Below are 24479 nucleotides of genomic sequence, written 5' to 3'. Positions count from 1 at the left end.
GGTTTCTAAAGCTTTTGTGTCGTTCTCGTGGAGGTTCTCCGACTGTAGTTTTTTCCTCTAGCTGAAGTAGTTTCCAAGTAAGCCTTTTCATTTACATTTTGATTTAATATATTCAAGTTTGATAGAGGGATGTACGAGCTACATGTCGTAATTGTCACTTAGGAATCAAATATTTTATACTTATTGCTCGTCTCTTCACTGGAGGTGTTACGATACGATGGATCAGTTTAGAAGATCGGACCTCTCCGCAGATAGGCGTGCGCTGCTCGCCAAGCGAATTCGCGGGGAGCTGGCAAAAGAGTCTTTTGCAGGGATTCCAAAGCGATCAGGAGCAGGTCCGATCCCCATGTCATTCGCTCAGGAGAGAATGTGGTTCCTTGAGCAATTTTTTCCGGGGACGGCGGTGTACAACATCCCGAATGTCCTGCGCATTGAAGGACCATTAGATCTTGAAGCGTTAGAGAAAAGTTTAAATGAATTGATCTGTCGCCACGAAGTGCTCCGCACGACGTTTGCGACGGTGAACGATGAGCCTTGCCAGATCGTAAAAGACGCGGTGGAAGTGCCTTTTGTGGTTCATGATCTGACCGATCTGCAGGAGGCGGCGCGGGAAGCGGAAGCGGACCGGCTGACAGCAGAGGAGGCAGGACTTGCGTTCGATCTGAAGCAAGGCCCTTTGTTGCGCGCCCGCGCGCTAAAGCTGCGCGAACAGGAATATCGGGTGCTGTTGACCTTCCATCACCTCGTGGCGGACGGATGGTCGCTCGGCGTGACGGTCGGTGAGATCGCGGCGCTGTACGAATCGTTTGCAGCGGGTGAGCGCTCACCGCTGCCTGAGCTGCCGGTGCAATATGCGGATTACTCGCTTTGGCAGCGTGAACAGATGCAAGGGGTGATGGCCAAGCAGTTGGACTATTGGAAGGGACAGCTCGGCGAACAGGTGAAACCGCTGGAGCTGCCGATCGATAAGCCGCGTCCTGCTCAGCCGACCTTTCAGGGATCGATTTGCTCGCTCTACCTTTCGCAAGAGCTGGTCACCAAGATCCGCGCGCTCTGCGAACAGGAGGGCGTGACGCTTTTTATGGCGTTGCTCACCGCTTTTCAGGTGTTTTTACACCGCTATACGGGCGAGACGGACATCCGCGTCGGGACTCCGGTGGCCGGACGCAACCGCGGCGAGATCGAAGGGCTGATCGGCCTGTTCGTGAACACGCTGACGATGCGGGCCGATCTTCTCGGCGATCCAGGATTCTGCGACGTGTTGCAACAGGTGCGCAAAACCTGCCTGGACGCGTTTGCCAATCAGGATCTGCCGTTTGAGAAGCTGGTCGAAGAGCTGCAGGTGGAGCGCAACGTTTCGCAGTCGCCGCTGTTTCAGGTGATGTTCGCAGTGCGCGGGGTGTTAGATACGGAGTTTCATCGCGCAGAATTAGCTTGGCAGCCGCTGGATCGCAGATCGAATGCGGCGATGTTCGACCTGACCGTCGCCTTCGTCGAGCGCGCCGAGGCGCTGTCGCTTCAGTTTGAATACAGCACCGACCTGTTTGAGCGGGAGACGATCGAGCGAATGATGCGACATTTTGTCAATCTGCTGGAATCGATCGTCAGCCGTCCGAACGAACGGGTGGGAGAGCTGCGCCTGCTCGATGAACATGAGCGCGTGCAGATGATGGTGGCGTGGAATGATACGACGAGCGAATACCCACGGCAAGATGCGGTGCACCGGGTGTTCGAAGCGCAGGCCAAGCGGACGCCAGATGCGGTGGCGCTCGAATTTGCTGAGATCAGCCTGACCTACCGCGAATTGAATGAACAGGCGAACCGATTGGCCCGAAAACTGGTGGCGATGGGGGCGACAGGGCAGTTTGTCGGCGTGTACATGGAGCGGTCGATCGAGCTGATCGTGTCGTTTTTAGCTGTGCTCAAAGCGGGTGCTGCTTATGTGCCGCTCGACGTGAGCTATCCGGTGGAACGCCTCGGCTACATGCTGGATGATTCGCAAGCGGCAGTCTTGCTCACGCAAGCCCACCTGCAGGACAGATTGACCCTGCGAACGGGCAATGTGCTGGCTGTCGATCTGGCAGCTGCGGAGTTGGCCGCTTCTGCTGCGAGCGATCTTGAGGAGCTGGTGACGAGCGACGCGATCGCCTACATGATGTACACGTCCGGCTCCACCGGCAAACCGAAGGGCGTCTGCGTGTTGCACCGCGGCATCGTGCGCCTGATCAAAGGGGTCAACTATGCGGATCTGACCGAGCGGGAAGTGTTTTTGCAATATGCGCCCGTCGCGTTTGATGGTTCAACATTTGAGATTTGGGGCGCTCTGCTCAGCGGGGGCAGATTGGTCATGTTCCCTCCTTACCAGGCCTCGCTCGAAGAGCTGGGTCGCGTGGTGGTGGAGCGAGGGGTGACCACTCTGCTTCTGACCAGCGGTCTGTTCAACCAGATGATCGACAGCAATCTGGAAGCGCTGCGCGGACTGCGCCAACTGCTGACCGGCGGTGATGTGATGTCGGTGGCGCATGCGAAGAAAGTGTTAGCAGGGTTGACCTGTCGCCTGATCAACGTGTATGGCCCGACCGAAAACACAACGTTTACGACCACCTATGAGGTCAAAAGCATCGCCGACATCGAAGCGGGGGTGCCGATCGGAGTTCCGGTCGCCAACACGACCGTCTATGTGTTGGATGAGCGGATGCAACCGCTTCCGCCCGGCGTTCCGGGCGAGCTGTGCACAGGTGGCGATGGGCTGGCGCTCGGCTATTGGAACCTGCCCGAACTGACGGTGGAACGATTTGTGGAAGACCCGTTTGCAAGCGATCCGGATGCCTATCTGTACAAGACGGGCGACTTGGCGCGTTGGCGCAATGACGGCAATCTGGAGTTTTTAGGACGGATTGACAATCAGGTGAAGCTGCGCGGGTTCCGCATCGAGCTGGGTGAGATCGAAGCGACCTTGCAGGAGCACGAAGCGATTCGCGAAGCGGCGGTGATCTTGCATCAGGATGCGCGCGGCGAGAAGCGTTTGGTCGCCTACGCTGTGCAGAGCGGCGAGGCGGAAGCGGATGCGATCAGGCAGGAAGTGCGGGCGTTTTTGCAAGAGCGTCTGCCAGAGTATATGGTGCCTCAGACGTTCGTCCTGCTCGACGCGCTGCCGCTCACCGCGAACGGAAAAGTGGACCGCCGCGCACTCCCAGCTCCCGATGAGCTGTTCGCCGAGGTGAGAAGCGAGTATGTCGCACCGCGCACACCGATCGAGGAGCGGGTGGCAGCGCTCTTTTCAGAGCTGCTCGATGTATCGCAAGTCGGCCTGCTGGACGACTTTTTTGACTTGGGCGGACATTCGCTGCTGGCCACGCGGCTGCTGACCAAAATTCGGACGGAGCTCGGGGTAGAGCTGCCAATGCGCGAACTGTTCGTCTCCGCCTCGACGGTGGAAGGGCTCGCTTCGCTGATCGAAAGCGAACAGCAAGCGAAGCGCGAAGAGACGGCGCAACCGCAGATCGGCCGCTTGAAGCGGGGGGCGCGGACAATGCCACCGATCCTGCCGACCAAGCGAACAAGTCCCTACCAGCTCTCCTTCAGCCAGCAGCGGTTGTGGTTTCTCGATCGCCTGATGACCGAAAAGTCGGCGTATCACATCTCGACGGCCGTTCGCTTTGCTGGCGATCTTCAGCTGGAGGCGCTGGCGAAGAGCTTCCGCGAGATCGTCAAGCGCCACAAAGCGCTCAGCACCACGTTTGTCACCGTCGACGGCGAACCGATGCAGGTGATCGCTGAGCAACCCTATCTGGCGATGCCGCTGCTCGATCTGACGCATCTGCCCGATGAGGTGCGGGAGCGAACCGCCCGCGGATTGGTGCAGGCGGAGGTGGAGCGCGCGTTCGATCTGTCACAAGATCTGCTGCTCCGCACCGGCTTGCTCAAGCTCACTGCAGTGGAACATCTGCTGGTGGTGGTCATGCATCATATCATCTCCGACGGTTGGTCGCTCGGCGTGTTTATCGAGGAGCTCTCCACGCTGTATGAACTGTTTGTGCGCGGGGAGGCGTCCACCTTGCCCGCGCTGCCTGTGCAATATTTCGATTATGCAGAATGGCAGCGGTACTGGTTGCAAGGGGAAGTGCTGGACGAGCAGGTCGGCTATTGGAAAAAGCAGCTCGCAGGCGAGCTGCCCGTTCTGCAGCTTGCAGCCGACCGCCCGCGGCCTGTCGTGCAATCCTACCGCGGTGCCGGCATCGATTTCAGGCTGTCCAAAGAGCTGACCAACGGGCTGAAAAAGCTGGGGAAACGCGATGGAGCGACGCTGTACATGACGCTGTTGGCAACTTTCCAAGCGTTGCTCTTCCGCCATTCAGGGCAGGAGGACTTCATCATCGGCTCCCCGATCGCAGGGCGTGCCCAGGCTGAGGTGGAAGGGCTGATCGGCTTTTTCACCAACACGCTGGCGATGCGTGCCGACCTGTCGGGCGATCCGACGTTCCGCGAACTGCTCGCCCGCGCGCGCAAGACGGCGCTCGACGCCTATGCGCATCAGGATGTTCCGTTTGAAAGGCTGGTCGAGGAGCTGCGCGTCGCGCGCAATCTGAGCCACTCCCCGATCTTTCAGACGATGTTTGTACTGCAAAACACGCCGAAGCGGACGGCCGAGCTGCCAGGCGCTCAGCTGTCGGTGCTCCCGATCGAGAGCAAGACGGCAAAATTCGATCTGCTCCTCGATGCGGAAGAGTGGGAGGACGGGATCCTCTGCACACTTGAATACAGCACCGATCTGTTTGAGGAGCAAACGGTTCGCAGACTGCTGCACAATTGGGAACGGTTGATCGAGCAAGTGGTGCATAATGCGGAGCAGAAGGTGAGCGAGATCGATCTGCTGACAGATGCGGATGTCGCAAAGTTGCTCGCTTGGGGAAGCGGTCAACAGGTGGCGCTGGAAGAGCTGTGCGTACACCAGCTGTTCGAACGACAGGCGCTTCACACGCCAGATGCGCTGGCTGTGCTCGGCGATGGGCAGACGCTTTCCTACCGTCAGCTCGATCGGTTGGCCGATCGTTGGGCGGCCGAACTTGTGCAGAGCGGTGTGAGCAGCGGATCGCGCGTCGGCCTGTGCTTGGAGCGCTCGCCGGAGCTGATCGTCGCCATCCTCGCCGTGCTCAAAGCGGGTGGATGCTGCGTCCCGCTCGACAAAACGCATCCGCAGGAGCGGCTGTCCTTCGTGCTGGCAGATGCGGGCATCTCCGTTTTGGTGACGCAAAGGTCGTCGCTCGACCAGCTCCCGCATCAAGGCTTGACGGTGCTCTTCCTCGAAGGAGAGCCGACAGCGTCTGCTGTGCGCAGCGCAGGTGATGAAGCATCGCTGGAAGCGGAAGCGTATCTTCTGTACACATCGGGAACGACAGGCGTGCCGAAAGGGGTCTTGATGCACCACCTGCCGCTCGCCAACCTGATCGGTTGGCAGCTTGGAGATGGCCGCTTTTTGCCAGAACAGCGCACGCTGCAGTATGCGGCCGCAACGTTCGACGTGTTTTTCCAAGAGCTGTTCAGCGCATTGTGCTCGGGCGGTACGCTCGTGTTGCTCGCCGAGGAGGTGCGCCAAGATGCGCTGCGACTTGTGCGCTTTTTGCGGGAGCAGCGAGTCGAGCGGATGTTCTTGCCATCTGTCGCGCTTCAACAGATCGCCGAATCGTTTCGAGCGCTGGAAGAGGAAACGCTCGCGCTGCGCGAGATCTACACAGCGGGCGATCAGCTGCAGTTGACACCTGCGATCTCCCATCTGATCGGCCACGGGGCGGGCTGCCAGCTGTTCAATCAGTACGGCCCGACCGAAACGCACGTGGTGAGCGCACATGAGGTGACCGGAGATCTGAGCTTTCCGCCGATCGGCCGTCCGATCCACAATGCGGAGCTGTTCATCTTGGATCAAAAAGGGAGTCTCCAGCTGATCGGCGTGCCGGGCGAACTGTACATCGGCGGGTTGAGCGTTGCGCGCGGGTACGCTGGGCGTGAGGAGCTGACTCGCGAGCGGTTTGTCACGCATCGCTTCGGTCGTCTGTACAGGACGGGCGACCTGGTTCGCTGGTCGGCAACGGGAGAGGTCGAGTTTTTAGGCCGCGTCGACGATCAGGTGAAAATTCGCGGCTTTCGCGTCGAGCTTGGCGAAGTGGAAAGCGCGCTTCTCCAACATCCGCATGTGCAAGCGGCGGCTGTGCTCGCCCGGGAAGTCGTGCCAGGGGAAAAGAGCTTGGTCGCCTATGTGGTCTTCCGCCAGGGGATGGAAGTCACGAAAGAAGGGCTGCGCAGCTACCTCTCCGACGTTTTGCCTGGGTATATGTTGCCTTCCTACTTGATGTTCCTCGACCAACTGCCGCTCAATGCGTCGCGCAAGGTCGATCGCAAAGCGCTGCCGACACCGGAAGGAGATCGTGCAGGACTGCAAGCGGAGTATCTGCCACCGAGAACGCCGCTTGAGCAAGCGCTGGCCGAACTGTATGCTAAAGTGCTCAACTTGCCACAGGTGGGCGTAGAGGACAACTTTTTCGAGCTGGGCGGTCATTCGCTGTTGGCGACCCGTCTGCTGTCGCTGATCATGGCCGAGTTGAAGGTGGAAGTGCCGGTGGCCACCCTGTTCGCGGCGCCGACCGTCGCCGAATTGGCGGAGAAGTTGAGCGACTGTGTGCAGATGGACGAGGAAGCGTGGCGAAAGCTTCCCGACCAAGCGGAGGGAGCAGATGAGCTGGATGAGGTCGTCCAGATGCCGCTTTCTTTTGCGCAGCAGCGGTTGTGGCTGGTCGATCAGATGGACCCTGGCACTTCGCTGTACAACATTCCGACGACAGTGAGGATGATCGGCAAGCTGGATGTGCGGGCGCTTGAACAAGCTTTTCATGAGATGATCTGTCGCCATGAATCGCTGCGCACCGTGTTTAAAGAGATCGACGGCGAGCCGATGCAAGTGATCGAAGAGCCGGAGTTCCGCCCGCTCCCGCTGCTCGATCTGCGCGGCTTTGCCGATGTGGAGGCGGAGATCTACCGCTTGGCCGAAGCGGAGCAGGCGCACGCTTTTGACTTGGCGAAAGGGCCGCTGGTGCGTCTGCAGCTGCTGAAGGCGGGGGCGGAAGATCATGTGCTCTTGCTGACGATGCATCACATCATCTCCGACGGCTGGTCGATGGGCGTGTTTATCAGCGAGTTCGGGGTTCTGTACGATGCGTTTTCCAAAGGGCAGCCCTCTCCGCTTCCGGAGCTGTCGATCCAATATGCGGACTATGCGTACTGGCAGCGCGAACGCTTGCAAGGCGAAGTGCTTGAGCAGCAGTTAGCTTATTGGAAGCAAAAGCTCGGCGGGGAGCGCAGCGTTTTACAGCTGCCGACCGATCGTCCGCGTCCCGCGGTGCAGACGCATCGCGGCGACATCGTCACGTTTATGCTCGATCATCAGATGAGAAACAGGTTGGTCGAGTTGGGCAGGCGCGAAGGGGCGACACTGTACATGACGTTGCTCAGCGCGTTTAACATCCTGCTCAGCCGTTACAGCGGGCAGGACGACATCTCGGTCGGCACGCCGATCGCCGGGCGCAACCGCGCGCAGCTTGAAGCGCTGATCGGCTTTTTTGTCAACACGCTGGTCATGCGGACCGACCTGTCGGGCGATCTGAGCTTTTCTGACCTGTTGCGGCAGGTCAAGGGGACGACGCTGGAAGCGTACGCCCATCAGGAGATGCCGTTTGAAATGCTGGTGGCCGAGCTTCAGCCGGAGCGCAACATGAGCCACTCGCCGCTGTTCCAAGTGATGTTCGCCCTGCAAAACACCCCGCTGGGCAGCTTGGAAGTGGAAGGGATGACTTTCCAGCAGGTGGAGCTTTCGAGCGAGCAGGCGAAGTTCGACCTGACGATGAACATCGGCGAAGGGGAAAGCGAGCTGTACGGCACGCTGTCCTACAATGCGGATCTGTTTGACCAGGCGACCGCACAGCGGATGGTCGACCATTTTGTGCATCTGCTTGAACTGGTGGTGGAACGTCCCGAGGCGAAGTTGCGCTCGTTGCCGCTGCTGACCGAGCGCGAGCGGCAGCAGATGCTGTACGAGTGGAATCGGACGAACGTGGAGCTGCCTGAGCTTTCGGTGCATCAGCTGTTTGAGCGACAGGCGGAAACATCACCCGAGCGGGTCGCGCTCGTCTTTGGCGAGCAGACGCTGTCCTACGGACAGTTGAACCAACAAGCCAACCGCGTCGCTCGCTGCCTGCAAAACAGAGGGGTGACGAACGGGTCGCTGGTGGGGCTTGCGATGGAGCGCTCGATCGAGATGATCGTCGGGGTGCTGGCGATCCTGAAAGCGGGTGGCGCCTATGTGCCGATCGATGTGACCTATCCGGCTGAGCGCTTGCGCCACATGCTCGACGACACGCAGGTCGGCGTGATCCTCACACAGGCGCACCTCGCGGAAAAACTTCCGCCGCACTCGGCGCAGACGATGAGCATCGATGCGCTCACCGAAGAGATCGCAGCGGAAAGCGGTGAGAACTTGTCGTCTGCCTATGCGCCGGATTCGTTGGCGTATGTGATGTACACATCAGGCTCGACCGGCATGCCCAAAGGGGTTTTGATTCCGCACAGCGGGATCGTGCGGTTGGTCTATGGACCGACAGCTGCACTGCCCTACTCGTCTGACGATGTGGCGCTGCAATATGCGCCGATCTCCTTCGATGCGTCAACTCTGGAGATCTGGGGGGCTTTGCTGAACGGCGCGAAGCTGGTCGTGTTCCCACCCTTTAAAGCTTCTGCAGAAGAGATCGGACAGGCGATTCAGGCGCACGGCGTGACGGTGCTGTTCCTGACGGCTGGTCTGTTCCAACAGATGGTCGACGTGTACCTCGAAGGGTTGCGCGGTCTTCGCTTGCTCGGATCGGGCGGTGAAGCGATGTCTGCCCATCATGCCAGACAGGTACTCGAACAGCTGGGCTGTCCGGTGCTCAACCTCTACGGACCGACAGAGGTGACGACCGTCGCGACCGCTCAGTTGCTCACGACGGCCGATCAGATCGGGGCGATCGTCCCGATCGGCCGCCCGATCGCCAAGACGACCGCCTACGTGCTCGATGAGCAGATGCAGCCGGTGCCGATCGGGGTGACGGGAGAACTGCACGTCGGCGGCGTCGGGCTGGCGCTCGGATATTTAAACCGGAACGATCTGACCGATGAGAAATTTGTAGCCAGTCCGTTCGTCGCGGGGGAGCGCCTGTACAAGACGGGCGACTCGGTGCGATGGCTCGCCGATGGTACGCTCGAATATGTAGGTCGCATCGACAACCAAGTCAAAATCCGCGGGTTTCGCATCGAGCTTGGCGAGATCGAGGCGGTGCTCGCACAGCATCCGGCCGTCGTGAAACCGGCCGTGCTGGTGCGAGATGCGGTGTCAGGTTTGAAGCGCCTCGTCGCCTACCTCGTGCTCGATCCTGCGCAGCCGGTGGACTTGGGAGAGCTGCGTCAGTTTGTGCGCGACCGCCTGCCCGACTACATGCAGCCGAGCGCGTATGTCGTGCTCGAATCGTTTCCGCTCACCGCTAACGGCAAGCTGGATGAGCGCTCGCTTCCAGAGCCGGAGGGCCGCCCCGATCTGGAGATCGAGTATGTGGCGCCGCGAGGAGAGGTGGAAGAGAAGCTGGCCCAGCTGTTTTCAGAGCTGCTCGAAGTGGAACAGGTCGGCGCGTTCGATCATTTCTTCGAGCTGGGCGGACACTCGCTGCTCGGAGCGCGGCTGATCTCGCGGATTCGGGAGGTGTTTCAAGCGGAGCTGCCACTGCGAGCGCTGTTTGACCACCCGACGGTCGCAGGTCTTGCCAAACTGCTGGGCGGCGATGAGCAGCGCGCGACAGAAGTGCGACTGCCGCCGCTTCGCAAAGCGCAGCGCCCTGAGCTGATCCCGCTCTCGTATGCGCAACAGCGGCTTTGGTTCCTCGATCAGCTCGCGCCGGGAAGCAATGCGTACAACATCCCGATGGCCTTCCGGTTGCACGGTTCGCTCGATGTGGAGGCGGTGCGGCGCAGTTTTGACGAGATCATCTGCCGCCATGAATCTTTGCGCACCACCTTCCAACTGGTGGAGGAGCAGGCGGTGCAGGTGATCGCCGCCGCGCTCGATTTCAACTTGGATCTGCTCGATCTATCGGCGGAAGCAGATCGCGAAGAAACGTTGGGACGGCTGGTGCTTCAAGATGCGCGAGAGCCGTTCGACCTGCAGCGAGGCCCGCTGCTGCGCGCGACTTTGGTCAAGCTTGGCGATGAGCAGCATGCCCTGCTGCTCAACATGCACCACATCATCTCCGACGGATGGTCGACGAGCGTGCTCGTCGAAGAGTTTGCCGCGCTGTACCACGCCTTCGCGCAAGGCCAGCCCTCGCCGCTCAAGGAGCTGCCAGTTCAGTTTGCCGACTATGCGATCTGGCAGCGCAACTGGATGCAGGGCGAGACGCTAGAGGAGCAGATCGGATATTGGAAAGCGAAGCTCGCAGGCGAGCTTCCGGTGCTTGAGCTGCCGACCGATCTTGTAACGGCAGAGCAGGATGGACGGAGCGGCAAGCGGACGGTCGTACTCTCCAAGGGCTTGACCCGCAGTTTGAAACAGCTGGGTCAGCAGGCAGGCACGACTCCGTTTATGACGCTGCTCGCCGCCTTTAAGACATTGCTCAGCCGCCTGAGCGGGCAAGAGGATCTGATCGTCGGCACGCCGGTCGCCGGGCGTAACTTGGTGGAGACAGAAGGGCTGATCGGCATCCTGCTGAACACGCTGGCGCTGCGCACCGATCTCGCAGAGGCGAGCAGCTTCCGCGATCTGTTGGATCGCGTGCGCGAGACGACGTTGGAGGCGTATGCGCATCAAGAGGTGCCGTTTGAGAAGATCGTCGAAGAGATTCAGCCGGAGCGCGATCTGCACCGCAACCCGATCTTCGATGTGATGGTCAATTTTGTGAATACGCCAGATGCGGAGCTGACCCTGCCCAACCTCGTCCTCGCACCGCTCACAGCAAACGAAGATCCGGCGTCCAAATTTTTGATGACGCTGTACATCTCGGAAAACGAGGAACAGTTCCGCTTGAGCCTCGTCTACCAGGCGGGACGCTTCACGAACGAGCGGATGGAGCTGTTCATGGAGCAGTTCTGCCTCCTGCTGGAGCAGGTGGTGGAAGATCCTGATCGCGAGCTGAAACGGTTCTCGCTGATCACAGCAGCCGGAAGCGAGCTGCTGCCCGATCCGCAGGCGGAGATCGTCGAGCTGGTCTATCCGCCAGTCGCAGAGCTCGTCGCCGATTGGGCGCATCGCTCGCCAGAGCGGGCGGCCGTCTCGCAAGGTGAGCGCCAGTGGTCGTACGCAAGCTTGCAACGGCGAGCGGAAGAGTTGGCGCGGGCGCTGGTCGCAAGCGGCGTGACGAGCAAATCGTCGGTCGCGGTGGTCGGCACGCGCAATTTCGGCTTCGTCACCGCCATGCTCGGCGTGCTGAAGAGCGGGGGCGTTCTGGTGCCGATAGATCTGCACCTGCCGCTCAGCCGTCAGCAGGTGATGGTCGAGCAATCGAAAGCGACGCATCTGCTGTACGTGAGCGATGAGCAGATGAGCGCCGAATGGCAGGTGATGTTCGGTGCGTTTGACATCATTCGGATCGATCCGGAGCGCGGTATCGCAGAAGATCGGGTCGCAGATCTGACGGTCGAGCTGCCTGAACTTCAGCCGGATGACCCGGCCTACCTGTTCTTCACATCGGGGACGACAGGTGTGCCAAAAGGAGTTTTGGGCTGTCACAAAGGGTTGAACCACTTCCTCGCCTGGCAGCGAGATACGTTCCAGATCGGCCCGGACGACCGCGTGGCGCAGCTGATTCACCTGTCGTTTGACGCCGTACTGCGCGATGTGTTTCTGCCGCTGACGAGCGGAGCGACCCTCTGCTTGCCAGAGGTAACAGACGATCTCGGCGGCGATGTGATCTTACCGTGGCTTGAGCGGGAGCGAATCACGCTGTTGCACACCGTTCCATCTGTGGCGCAAGCGTGGGCGAGCGAACCGCCGTCCAGCATCAGCCTTCCTTCGTTGCGCTATCTGTTCCTCGCCGGCGAGCCTTTGAGCGATGTGTTGGTGAACCGTCTGCGCACTGCGTTCCCGAAGATGGGCGAGATCATCAACCTGTACGGCCCAACCGAGACGACGATGGTCAAATGCTATTACATCGTGCCGAAGGTGCCGGCAGCTGGGATTCAACCTGCGGGGGTTCCCTTCCCGCAGACGCAGGCGCTCGTTTTGAACGAATCGTTTGCGGTCTGCGGAATCGGCGAGCAGGGGGAGATCGTTCTGCGCACCCCATATCGCTCGCTCGGCTACATCAATGCGCCGCAGGAGCAGAAAAAGTTTGTGCAAAATCCGCACCGCCCGCACGACAGCTCCGACCTGTTGTACCTGACTGGCGACAAAGGGCGCTATCTGCCAGACGGCAGCTTGGAGATCTTGGGGCGGATGGACGATCAGGTGAAGGTGCGGGGCGTAAGGATTCAACTGCACGAAGTGTCCTCGACCCTGCTCGGCCACGATGCGGTCGATGCGTGTGCGGTGATCGACTGGAAGGATGAGCGCGGTCAGACGGCGCTCGCCGCCTATGTCGTGTGCAAACAGGGGGTAGAGGCGAGCGCAGAAGAGTTGCGCTCCTATCTGGAGCAGCGCTTGCTTGCGGCGATGGTGCCGACCTCTTACCAGTTCCTCGACTCCCTGCCGCGCTTGGCCAACGGAAAAGTCGATCGCAAAGCGCTGCCGAAACCGGAGCGGGGAAGCGGATCGACCGCCACCTATGTGGAGCCTCGCACCGAGATCGAATCGCTGATCGCCGGCCTGTTCGCTGAGGTGCTCGGCGTAGAGCGAGTCGGCGTGCACGACAATTTCTTCTCGCGAGGCGGTCATTCGCTGATGGCGACACAGCTGATCTCGCGCATTCGCCAGCGACTGCAACGGGAGCTGCCGCTTCGCCTGCTGTTTGAGCGTCCGACCGTCGCTGCGCTTGCAGAGTGCGTGGAGCGAGACGCCGGAACTCTCAATCGGACGACGGCGATCCGACCTGTCGATCGAGCGGGTCAGCTGCCGTTGTCCTTCGCGCAGCAGCGACTTTGGTTCCTCGACCAGCTCGACCCGCTGAGCGTCGCGTACAACATCCCGCTCGTGATGCGAATCGAAGGGCTGTTCGATGCAGCATTGTTGCAGCGCACGCTGCAAGAGATCGTCCGCCGCCACGAATCGCTGCGCACCAATTTCCAGACGGTGAACGGGCAGGCGGTGCAGGTGATCCAGGCGGAGCGAGTTCACGCTTTGCCGGTGATCGACCTGATGTTGTTATCCGATGCGGATCGATCGTCGAAGATCGCGGAGCTGATCGAAGCGGAAATCAACATGCCGTTCGATCTGACCGAGGACGCGCTGTTGCGTACCAAGCTGGTCAAGGTGAGCGAGCAGGAGCATCTCTTCCTGTTCACGATGCACCATATCATCTCCGACGGCTGGTCGATGGGCGTGTTCACCCGCGAGCTGATGACCCTTTGCGCTGCTTTTGAGCGCGGGGAAGCATCGCCGCTGCCCGAGCTTGCCATCCAATATGCGGACTACTCTGTCTGGCAGCGCGAACAGCTGCAAGGGGAGCGGCTCGAACAGCTGCTGAGCTACTGGAAAGAGCGATTTGCAGGTGAGATCCCCGTCCTGCAGCTGCCGACCGATCGTCCGCGACCCGCCCAGCAGACGTTCCGCGGCGACTCGGTCAAGTTTGTGCTGAGCGAAGCGCTCAGCGAGCGGTTGAACACCCTCTCTCAAGCGGAAGGGGTGACGCTGTACATGACGTTGCTCGCCGCCTTTTCAACACTGTTGTCGCGCTACAGCGGACAGGATGATCTTGTGCTCGGCGCACCGATCGCCGGGCGCAATCGGGCGGAGATCGAGCCGTTGATCGGATTTTTTGTCAACACGCTCGCTCTGCGCACCGATCTGTCTGGCAATCCGAGCTTCCGCGAACTGCTGCAACGGGTGAAGGAGACGGCGCTCGGCGGTTTTGCCCATCAGGATCTGCCGTTTGAGATGCTGATCGATCAGCTGGGAATCGAGCGGGACATGAGCAGAAGCCCGCTGTGCCAAGTGACCTTTTTGCTCCAGAATGCACCGACTTCCGAATTTGCGCTGCAGGATGTGACGCTGACGTCGGTCGACGTGTCGCGCACGTCTGCCAAGTTCGACCTGACCTTGATGATGATGGAAGGGGAATCGGGCATCGGCGGCGTTCTCGAATACCGCACCGACCTGTTTGAAGCGAGCACGATCGAGCGGATGGCGACACACTTCTCCAACCTGCTCGAAGCGATCACAGCCGACCCGAGCGCATTGATCGGTCAGCTGCCGCTGATGTCGCCCGCAGAAGAGCAGACATTGCTCGTCGAGTGGAATCAAACGGAAGTCGCTCTGCCAAACGATGCTTGCCTGCATCGACTGTTTGAAGCGCAGGTGGAGCGAACGCCAGACCAGACGGCGCTGATCTTCGGCGAGCAGGAGCTGACCTATCGCGTGCTGAACGAGAAGGCGAACCAACTGGCGCGCATCTTACAGCGAATCGGTGTGGAACGCGAGCAACGTGTAGGCATCGTGATGGAGCGCTCGATGGAGATGATCATCGGGATCATGGCTGTGCTCAAAGCGGGCGGCGCCTATGTTCCGCTCGACCCTGCCGCTCCGTCAGAGCGACTCGCCTATATGCTGGGCGATGCGGGGGCGGAGGTGCTGCTGACGTTGCAGAAGCATCTCGCTTCGCTGCCGGAGCATCGTTCGACCGTGCTGGCGGTGGATGAGGAGCGCTTACAGATCGCAAAAGAGAGTGCCGACAACCTGAACGCAGAGGTGGAGACGGAGAATCTCGCCTATGTGATCTATACATCAGGCTCGACCGGCAGACCGAAAGGGGTGCTGGTGCCGCATCGAGGTGTCTGCAACACGATCTGCTACCAGGTGGGAATCTTCCAGATCGACACAGACAGCCGGATGCTTCAGTTCGCCTCGCTGTCGTTCGACGCCTCGGTGATGGAGATCTTCACGCCGCTGATCGCCGGGGGAAGCTTGGTGTTGGCCAGCCAAGAGCAGTTGCTGCCAGGAGCAGGGCTTGCGGAACTGATTCGTCAGCATCGCGTGACCGATGTGATCCTGACGCCCGCCGTGTTGACGCTCTTGCCGGAGCAGAATCTCCCTACGCTGCACACCATCCTCTCCGCCGGAGAAGCTTGCTCCACCGAGGTTGCGGAGCGATGGTCGGCAGATGGGCGCACCTTTATCAACGCCTACGGACCGACAGAAGCATCGATCGAGGCGACGCTTTCGATCAACCCGAACCTGTCCCGCCTGCCAGATATCGGTCGACCGATCGGCAACTGTCAGGTCTATGTGCTCGATTCGTTCAAACAGCCTGTTCCGATCGGCGTGGCTGGCGAGCTGTATATCGGCGGTCAGGGGCTTGCCCGCGGCTACCACAATCGACCTGAGCTGACGGAGGAGAGCTTCGTCGCGCATCCTTTCACCAGCGATCGGACGGCCCGGCTCTATCGATCGGGCGACTTGGTGCGCTGGCTCGCCGACGGTAACATCGAGTACCTCGGTCGGATCGATCATCAGGTCAAGCTGCGCGGCTTCCGCATCGAGCTCGGCGAGATCGAAGCGGCGCTCAGCCTGCACGAACAGGTGCAGGAGGCGGTGGTCGTGCCGCACACCGACAAGCTCGGGACGAAGCGCCTGGTCGCCTACTACGTCGCGGTGGAGCCAGCAACTGTGTCAGCTGAGGAACTGCGCGGTCGGCTGAAAGGGTCGCTGCCCGACTATATGCTGCCAGCCTACTTCATCGAGCTCGACGCGCTGCCGCTGACGTCCAGCGGCAAGGTGGATCGCCGAGCGCTTCCTGAGCCGGAGCAAGGACTCCTCCCGCATCGCGAGTACCTCCCGCCGCAGACGAGCACGGAGCTCCTGCTGGCCGAACTCTGGACTGGGCTGCTCGGCCGTGAGCAGATCGGTCGCGACGAGAACTTTTTTGAAATCGGCGGGCATTCGCTGCTCGCCACACAGCTCGCCTCCCGCGTGCGCGAGACGTTCCGCGTCGAACTGCCGCTGCGAACGCTGTTCGAAGCTCCGACCATCCAATCGCTCGCCGATCGTCTGGAAGCAGATCTGCTGAGCGGATCAGATGCGGCAGAGCTGATCGAGATGGTGTTCGACGAAACGGGAGATACGCCACTGTCGTTCGCTCAACAGCGCCTGTGGTTTATCGATCAGTTGGAGCCAGGATCTGCCGCCTACAACATCTCGACCCTGATGCGCTTGACCGGTCTGCTCAACGTGGACGTGTTGGCGCAAAGCTTAGGCGAGATGGTTCGCCGCCACGAGTCGTTGCGCACCAGCTTCCCGTCCAAAGAAGGGGAGCCGATGCAGGTGGTGCAGGAGGAGCTGCTGCTCGATCTGTCGGTGGTCGATCTGCGAGCGGAAGCGGAGCCAAAAGCGCATGCGTTGCGCGCCGCAAGTTTAGAGGTGGAGCGCCCGTTCGATCTGGCGAGCGGACCGCTGTTTCGGGTGGCGGTGTATCAGGTGGGCGAAGCGGAGCATCTGCTGCTCTTGCTGATGCACCACATCATCTCCGACGGCTGGTCGATGAGCGTCTTCCTGAACGAGCTGGTGACGCTGTACGCCGCATTTGAAAAAGGGGAACCATCGCCGCTCGCTCCACTCCCGCTGCAATATGCTGGGTTCTCTCGCTGGCAGCGGCAGCATTTCCACCAAGAGCTGATGCAGCAGCAACTCGACTATTGGAAAGAGCAGCTCGGCGGCGAGCTTTCGATCTTGGAATTGCCGACCGATCGCCCTCGCCAGGTCGGGAAGCCTGCACAGGGGGCGAAGTGGTCGTTCCAGCTGTCTGAGCTGCTGTCACAAAAGCTTCGCGATCTCAGCCAACAGGAGAGCGCAACGCTGTACATGACCTTGCTCACCGCGTTCCAAACGCTGCTGTTCCGCTACACCGGGCAGGAAGACATTCTGATCGGCTCTCCGATCGCAGGTCGCAATCGCAAAGAGGTGGAACATCTGATCGGCTTCTTTGTCAACACGCTCGTCTTGCGCACCGCGCTGTCTGGCGATCACAGCTTCGCCGAACTGTTGCAGCAGGTGAAACGGACGACGCTCGACGCGTTCGCCCATCAGGATGTGCCGTTTGAGATGCTGGTCGCCGAACTTCAGCCGGATCGCAACTTGGGTCGCTCTCCGCTGTTTCAGGCGATGTTCGTCCTGCAAAACACTCCGGGAGCAGGTGTTGAGGTGCCAGGGCTGAAGCTTGAGGGAGTGCCGCTGGAAAACAACACCGCCAAGTTTGACCTGACCCTGATGATGGTCGAGACGGAGTCGGGGTTGAGCGCGCACTTCGAGTACAATGCCGATCTGTGGGAAGCGTCCACCATCGAGCGGATGAGCGGCCATTTCGTCCGCTTGCTGGAGGCGATCGCGGACGATCAGACTCGGCCGATCGGCCGACTGCCGATGCTTTCGGCAGCCGAAGCGAACCAACTGCTGGTCGAGTGGAATAAAACGCAGTCAGACTACCCGCGCGAGTCTGCTGTGCATCAGCTGTTCGAACAACAGGTGATGCGTGCGCCCGATACGGTCGCCCTGATCTTTGACAAGCGAGAGATGACCTATCGCCAGCTGAACGAATCGGCCAATCGTCTGGCGCGACGCCTGCAAACGCGCGGGTTGCTGCCAGGACAGACGGTCGGCATCAGCCTTGAGCGTTCGATGGGCATGATCATCGCCATGCTCGCCACTCTCAAAGCGGGTGGGGTGTACGTCCCGCTCGATACGAGCTACCCGGAAGATCGTCTGCTCCACATGCTGGAGGACTCGCAGATCGAATGGTTGCTCACCGAGAGCGATCTGGCAGGTCGACTGCCAGATCATCGGGCGGAAGTCGTGCTGGTTGACGATCGGACGCTCGAAGCGGAGCGCGCGGAGAATCTGATGCAAGCGACAAGTGCGGAGAGCCTGGCCTACATCATGTACACGTCCGGCTCGACCGGGCTGCCCAAAGGCGTTCAAGTGCTGCATCGCGGCATCGTGCGCCTGGTGTGCGGTACCAACTATGCGCAATTTACCGACCGCGATGTGTTTCTGCAGTTTGCGCCGATCGCCTTCGATGCGGCGACGCTGGAGATCTGGGCACCGCTCTTAAACGGGGGCAAACTGGTGATCTTCCCACCCGAACAGGCGTCGCTCGATCGGTTGGGCGAGGTGATCCAACAGCGAGGGGTGACCACGCTGTGGCTGACGGCCGGACTGTTCCACAGCATGGTCGAGCACCATCCGGAGATGCTGCGCGGCGTGCGTCAACTGCTGGCAGGGGGAGATGTCCTGTCTGCGGCGCACGTGCGAAAAGCGCTGGAACATCTTGATGGCTGCTTGATCAACGGCTATGGCCCGACCGAAAACACGACGTTTACCACCTGTCATGTGATGACCGATCCGAGCGAAGTCGGACACACGGTGCCGATCGGTCGTCCGCTTGCCAACACGTCCGTCTATGTGCTCGATGCACAGATGCAGCCTGTACCGATCGGCGTGGTCGGCGAGCTGTACACCGGCGGTGATGGGGTGGCGCTCGGCTACCTGAACCGACCGGAGTTGACCGAACAGCTGTTTGTTCCCAACCCATTCGGTGCGGGAACGCTGTACCGCACCGGCGATGCTGTGCGCTGGCTGGTCAGCGGGGAGCTCGAATTTGTCGGCCGCATCGACTCGCAGGTGAAACTGCGCGGGTTCCGCGTGGAGATCGGGGAGATCGAAGCGGCGCTGTCGAAACATCCTGCCGTGCGCGAGGTGGCGGTACTCCTCCGTCAAGATGCGGGCGAGAAGCGCTTGGCCGCCTTCCTGACCGAAGAAGCAACAGGAAGCTTGACCGCGGCAGAGCTGAGCGCATTTCTCAGGCAGAGCCTGCCCGACTACATGGTTCCTGCTTCCTTCGAGGTGTTGGAGGCGCTGCCGCTCACGCCGAATGGCAAGCTGGATCGTCGCGCTCTCGCCGCCCGCGAGTTGCGCTATGATCGAAGCGCCGTCTTCGTCGCACCGCAAGATCGCTATGAGTTGGAACTCGCCCACATCTGGAGCGAACTGCTCGGCGCGTCGAGGATCAGCGTCACCGACAATTTCTTCTCGCTCGGTGGACATTCGCTCCTCGCGGTGCGGATGATCGCACAGATCGAAAAGCGCCTCGGGCAGAAGTTGCCCTTATCGGCGCTGTTCCAACAGGGCACGATCGAAAGCCTGGCAGCACTTCTGCGCCAAGGCGGGCAGGCGTCTCCTGCCACGCCGCTGGTGACCATTCAGCCCGATCTGGCAGCTGGGGCGGTGCGTCCGCTCTTCCTCGTCCATCCGGTTGGCGGCAGTGTGTTCAGCTATCTCGATCTGGCTCGGGAGCTGGGCGTCGAGCAGCCGATCTATGGGCTGCAGTCGCCAGGGCTTGACGACGATCGCGAGCCGATCGACACGATCGAAGAGATGGCGATCGCCTATCTCGACGCCATCCGCACCGTTCAGCCGGAAGGTCCCTATCGCTTGGGCGGCTGGTCGCTCGGCGGCACCATCGCCTTTGAGATGGCGCGTCAGCTGCGCACGATCGGGGAGCAGGTGGAACTGCTCGCGCTGATCGACACGCGCGCGCCGCTGCCCGAGTACCAGCGCGAGATGGAGGAGACAGAATTGCTGCTCTCCTTCGCTCGCGATCTCGCCGGACAGCACGGTCTGGAGTTGGAGCGGGTGGCGGAGGACGAAGCGTTCAGCACAGCGATGAGCCTTCCCGCTCTGCTGGAACTGTCGCGGGAGCATCAAGTTTTGCCGCCTGAGCTCAGCTACGAGGAGCTCACCCGCCTGTTCAACGTCTTTCGCAACAACTATCGAGCTTTTACTCGCTACCTGCCGGATCAGACGGACGAGCGCGTGCTGCTGATTCAAGCGGAAAACGCCGAGTCGGACGAGTACGGGTGGCGTCAGCTGGTGGGCGAGCTGATCGTCCATCGCATCGGCGGAAACCATTTTACTTTGATCAAAGAACCGAACGTGAACGACCTGAGCGAGATATTGAAGCAACATCTCGCCGAGGTGAAGATCAGTCTCTGATCTTATCTGCAGCCCCTTGCTTGATGCGCAAGGGGTTGCTTTCATCAATCATGAGGTAGGTGACCGTATGAGCCGCAACACAGACTTGACGCAACGACGTTCCAACCTGTCTGCCGAAAAGCGGGCACTGCTTGAAAAGCGTTTGCGCGGCGAAGCGAAAGCGCCGGCGAGCGCGACCATCGCCAAACGTGAGCCGGCAGAGCGGGCGGAGCTGTCGTTCGCCCAGTCCCGCCTGTGGTTTCTCGATCGCTTGCAGCCGGGCAACCCCGTCTATAACGTTCCTTCGATCATTCGCATGGAAGGTCGCCTCCGCTACGATGTGCTGGAGCTCAGCTTAAACGAGATCATTCGCAGACATGAGGCGCTGCGCACCACCTTTCATTCGGAAGGCGGCATTCCCTACCAAGCGATCGCCAAAGAGTCGAAGCTGATGATCCGACCGATCGACATCGAAGAGGAAGCGTGGCGCTCGTATGCTCGCCAAGAGGTACAGGCGAAGTTTGACCTCGAAAAAGGCCCGCTGATCAGAGTGAAGCTGTTGCGACTGTCGGAGGAAGCGCACATCATGTTGCTCACCTTGCATCACATCGTGGCAGACGGTTGGTCGCTCGGCGTGCTCCTGCAAGAGGTGACCGCCTTGTACGAAGCGTTCTATCAAGGGAAAGGATCACCGCTTCCGGAGCTGCCGATTCAGTATGCAGATTATGCTAAGTGGTTGCTCGATCGAGAGAGCTTGATGGCCAAACAGCTGACCTATTGGAAAGAGCAGTTAGGAGATCGGCCGGCAACCTTGCAGTTGGCGACAGACAGACTGCGCCCGCCCAAGCTTTCGTCGCGAGGAGCGCAGGTGCGACTGCCGCTCGCCGACGAGCTGACCGCCAAGTTGCACGCGCTGTGCGAGGCGGAAGGCGTCACGCTCTTCATGCTGCTCACCGCTGCCTTTCATGTGTTGCTGCATCGATACACGGGGCAGGACGACATCTCGATCGGCACTCCGATCGCCGGGAGGAGCAGAGGCGAGCTTGAGGGACTGATCGGGCTGTTTATCAACTCGCTCTCCCTGCGCGTTCGCTTTCAAGAGGAGCAGACGTTCCAACAGCTGTTGCAGCAGGTGCGAAAAGTATCGCTCGACGCGTTTGCCAACCAAGACATTCCGTTCGAACGGTTGGTCGAAGAGCTGCAGGTCGAGCGAAACATGAGCCAGACTCCGCTCTTTCAGGCGCTGTTCCGCTACCTGCCCGAACTGTTTGCGCAGATGAAACTGCCGGAGTTGACGTGGCTTCCCTTGCCTGTTGAAGTGGAGACGGCGATGTTCGACCTGTCGATGGCAGTAGGGGATACGAATGGGAGCTTGACTTGCATGCTCGATTACAGCACCGATCTGTTCGCAGAGGCGACCGTCGCCCAGATGCTCGTTCATTATCGTGAGCTGTTGATCAGCCTGACCGACAACCCGCGGCAAAAGGTGTCGGAGTTAAACCTGATCGACAGTGAGGAGCGGCGAGCGCTCGACGCGTTTTGCGTTGGCAGATCGCCTGAAAGCGCAGGAGAGCGGTGCGTTCATCAGCTGTTCGCAGAACAGGCGAGCCGAACGCCAAACGCAGCAGCTGTGCAGATCGGGGATCATCAGGTCTCCTACGCAACCCTGCTAGAAAACGCCACAGCGCTCGCCGAACGGCTGCGCAGTCTGGGGATCGGACGGGGCGATCTGGTCAGCGTTCGCCTAGGCCGCTCACCTGAGCTGATCACCAGCATCCTGGCGATCTTGCAGACGGGAGCAGGGTATGTGCCGATCGATCCGGCCCACCCTGTAGAGCGTCAGCAGTATATGATCAATGATGCGGGCGTTTGTGCGCTGATCGCTTCCCCAGATGGGCAGATCGATCAGGTCAAGCGAGCGGAAAGCGTGATGCGTCATGGCGATGTGTCGATCTATCTCTTTTCAGATGCAGGCAAGCGAAGCGCATCTGACGGGGACGATCTGCTGGCCGATCCGATCTACGTGCTGTACACGTCTGGCACGACGGGGCAGCCCAAAGGGGTGGTCATGCCCCACCGCGCCATTTGCAACCTGATCGAATGGCAGTTGCAGGACGCCAAGTTTGCAGCCGAACAGCGAACCTTGCAATATGCGACGATCACGTTTGATGTATCGGTGCAGGAGATTTTCTCCACGCTCTGCTCAGGCGGCACGCTCGTCCTCGTGCCGGAGGAGGTGCGCCGCGATCCGATGCGCTTGCTCCCCTATTTGGCAGAGTGGAAGGTGGAGCGCCTGTTTTTGCCATATGTCGCGTTTCAACAGCTTGCCGAAGCGGCCGAAGGGTTGCCCAAGCTCGATCTTGCTCTGCGCGAAATCTACACGGCGGGCGATCAGCTGCAACTGACGCGGCCGATCTGTCGCCTGCTCGACCGATTGACCGACTGCACGCTGTACAACCATTACGGGCCGACCGAATCGCATGTCGTCACTTCCTACCGACTACCTGCGCACGAGGCGGACAATCTCCCTCCGATCGGCCGTCCGATCGATGGAGCAGCACTCCGGATCGTCGATGCGAACAACAGGTCGGTTCCGCTCGGCATCCCAGGGGAGCTGTGCATCGGTGGGCTGTGCCTAGCGGATGGCTACTTGAACCGTCCGGAGCTGACCGCCGAACGATTTTTGGTGCAGGAGGGAAAGCGATATTACAAAACGGGCGACCGCGTGCGCTTGCGAGCGGACGGCAATCTGGAGTATCTCGGTCGCCTCGATCATCAGGTGAAGATCAGGGGCTATCGGATCGAGCCGGGTGAGATCGAAAGCGTGCTGCGCCAACACCAAGATGTGCTGGAAGCGGCTGTCGTCCCGCACGAGTTTTCAGCTGGTGACAAGCGGTTGGTCGCCTACCTGGTCGCGCGCGCGGAGCCCGCGCCGACGACCGATGAGCTGCGCGGGTACCTGCAAGACAAACTGCCCGACTACATGCTGCCCTCCCTCTTTCTCTTTCTTGAGGCGATGCCGCTCAATGCGAACCGCAAGCTCGACCGCCGTGCGCTGCCTTCTCCTGTAGGGATGCGCATCGAAGCGGAGGAGACGCACATCGCGCCGCGCGACTCGCTGGAGGTGGAGCTGGTCAAAATCTGGGAGGAGCTGCTCGGCGTTACCAATATCGGAGTGCGCGATAACTTTTTCACACTCGGTGGGCACTCGCTGCTCGCCGTGCGCTTGATGACGAAGATCTCAAGTGTGTTCGAGCAAGCGCTTCCGCTCGCCACGCTGTTTGAAGGCGGCACCATCGAGCATTTGGCAGGTGCGTTGCGCCGAGCGAGCACGCAGAGCTGGTACCCGCTGATTCCGATTCAACCGGATGGCGATCGAGCGCCGCTCTTCTGCGTGCACCCGGTGGGCGGAAGCGTCTTCTGCTACACGGCGCTTTCCGAAAGTCTCGGGACTGCGCATCCTGTATACGGCCTCCAAGCTTGCGGTCTGGAAGCGGGGGAGCAACCGCTGACTCGCATCGAGGAGCTGGCAGCCGCCTACATCGAGGCGATTCGCACCGTCAGACCACAGGGCCCTTATCGAATCGCCGCCTGGTCGCTCGGGGGTACGATCGCCTTCGAGATGGCGCATCAACTGCAGGCGCAGGGGGAACAGATCGAGCTGCTCGCCCTCTTCGACTCGCTCGCTCCGCTGCCGACCTATCAGCTGCAAGCGGACGAGCTGACCCTGCTGGCCACCTTTGCGGGCGACCTGATGGGCGGCGCTGAGCTTAAGCAGCCGCAAGAGGCGATCAAGGGGGAGGATCATGCCCTTCAACTGTTGCAACAGCAGCTGCCCTTCCCGATCGAGCTCGACAGCTTGAAGCGATTGTGGGAAGTCTTTAAAGCGAACATCGACGCCTATACGACCTACCGCCCGATCGCCTACGGTGGAGATCTGTTGCTCTTCCGCTCCGACGCGGCGGGCGCACCAGATCATGGGTGGAAGCAACTGATCACAGGTGAAGTGCAGGTGATCCAGATGCAAGCGAACCATTACAACATGTTGCAGCAGCCGCATGTGCAATCGGTCGCAGATGCGATCACAGACAGATAACAAAAATTAAAAAGCCTGTTCGAGTGGAATCTCTGCTCGAACAGGCTTTTTTGCGAAGCGAGAATTGATCAAATCAAGTGAAGGACAATTTGAGCAAGAAGAGAAGATAGAAGGTAGTACAATGACAATTAATTATTAAATTTTTCAGAAATCGTTCAACTCGCTTTCGTTCTGCGAAAGCGAGATCGCATACAGAACTCG

2 protein-coding genes are annotated in these 24479 nt (G+C 60.2%); both read left to right on the top strand.

Going from position 1 to position 24479, the window contains the following annotated elements; all coding sequences use genetic code 11:
• Positions 1-217 precede the first annotated feature (217 nt).
• Positions 218-20203 carry a non-ribosomal peptide synthase/polyketide synthase gene (locus tag ACFSOY_RS14430; RefSeq protein ID WP_386047745.1) on the top strand — a complete coding sequence of 6662 codons (19986 nt, stop codon included), beginning with the start codon at positions 218-220 and terminating at the stop codon, positions 20201-20203.
• Between the two features lie 67 nt (positions 20204-20270).
• Positions 20271-24278 carry a non-ribosomal peptide synthetase gene (locus tag ACFSOY_RS14425; protein ID WP_386047743.1) on the top strand — a complete coding sequence of 1336 codons (4008 nt, stop codon included), beginning with the start codon at positions 20271-20273 and terminating at the stop codon, positions 24276-24278.
• The last annotated feature ends 201 nt before the right edge of the window (positions 24279-24479 follow it).

The sequence above is a fragment of the Tumebacillus lipolyticus genome (assembly GCF_042682745.1).
Lineage (GTDB): Bacteria > Bacillota > Bacilli > Tumebacillales > Tumebacillaceae > Tumebacillus_A > Tumebacillus_A lipolyticus.
This window is presented reverse-complemented; position numbering and strand designations above follow the sequence as displayed.

What these genes read in the sequence shown, in the direction of transcription:
- ACFSOY_RS14430 (WP_386047745.1), top strand. Translation starts at nt 218, where the DNA reads ATGGATCAGTTTAGAAGATCGGACCTCTCCGCAGATAGGCGTGCGCTG.
- ACFSOY_RS14425 (WP_386047743.1), top strand. Translation starts at nt 20,271, where the DNA reads ATGAGCCGCAACACAGACTTGACGCAACGACGTTCCAACCTGTCTGCC.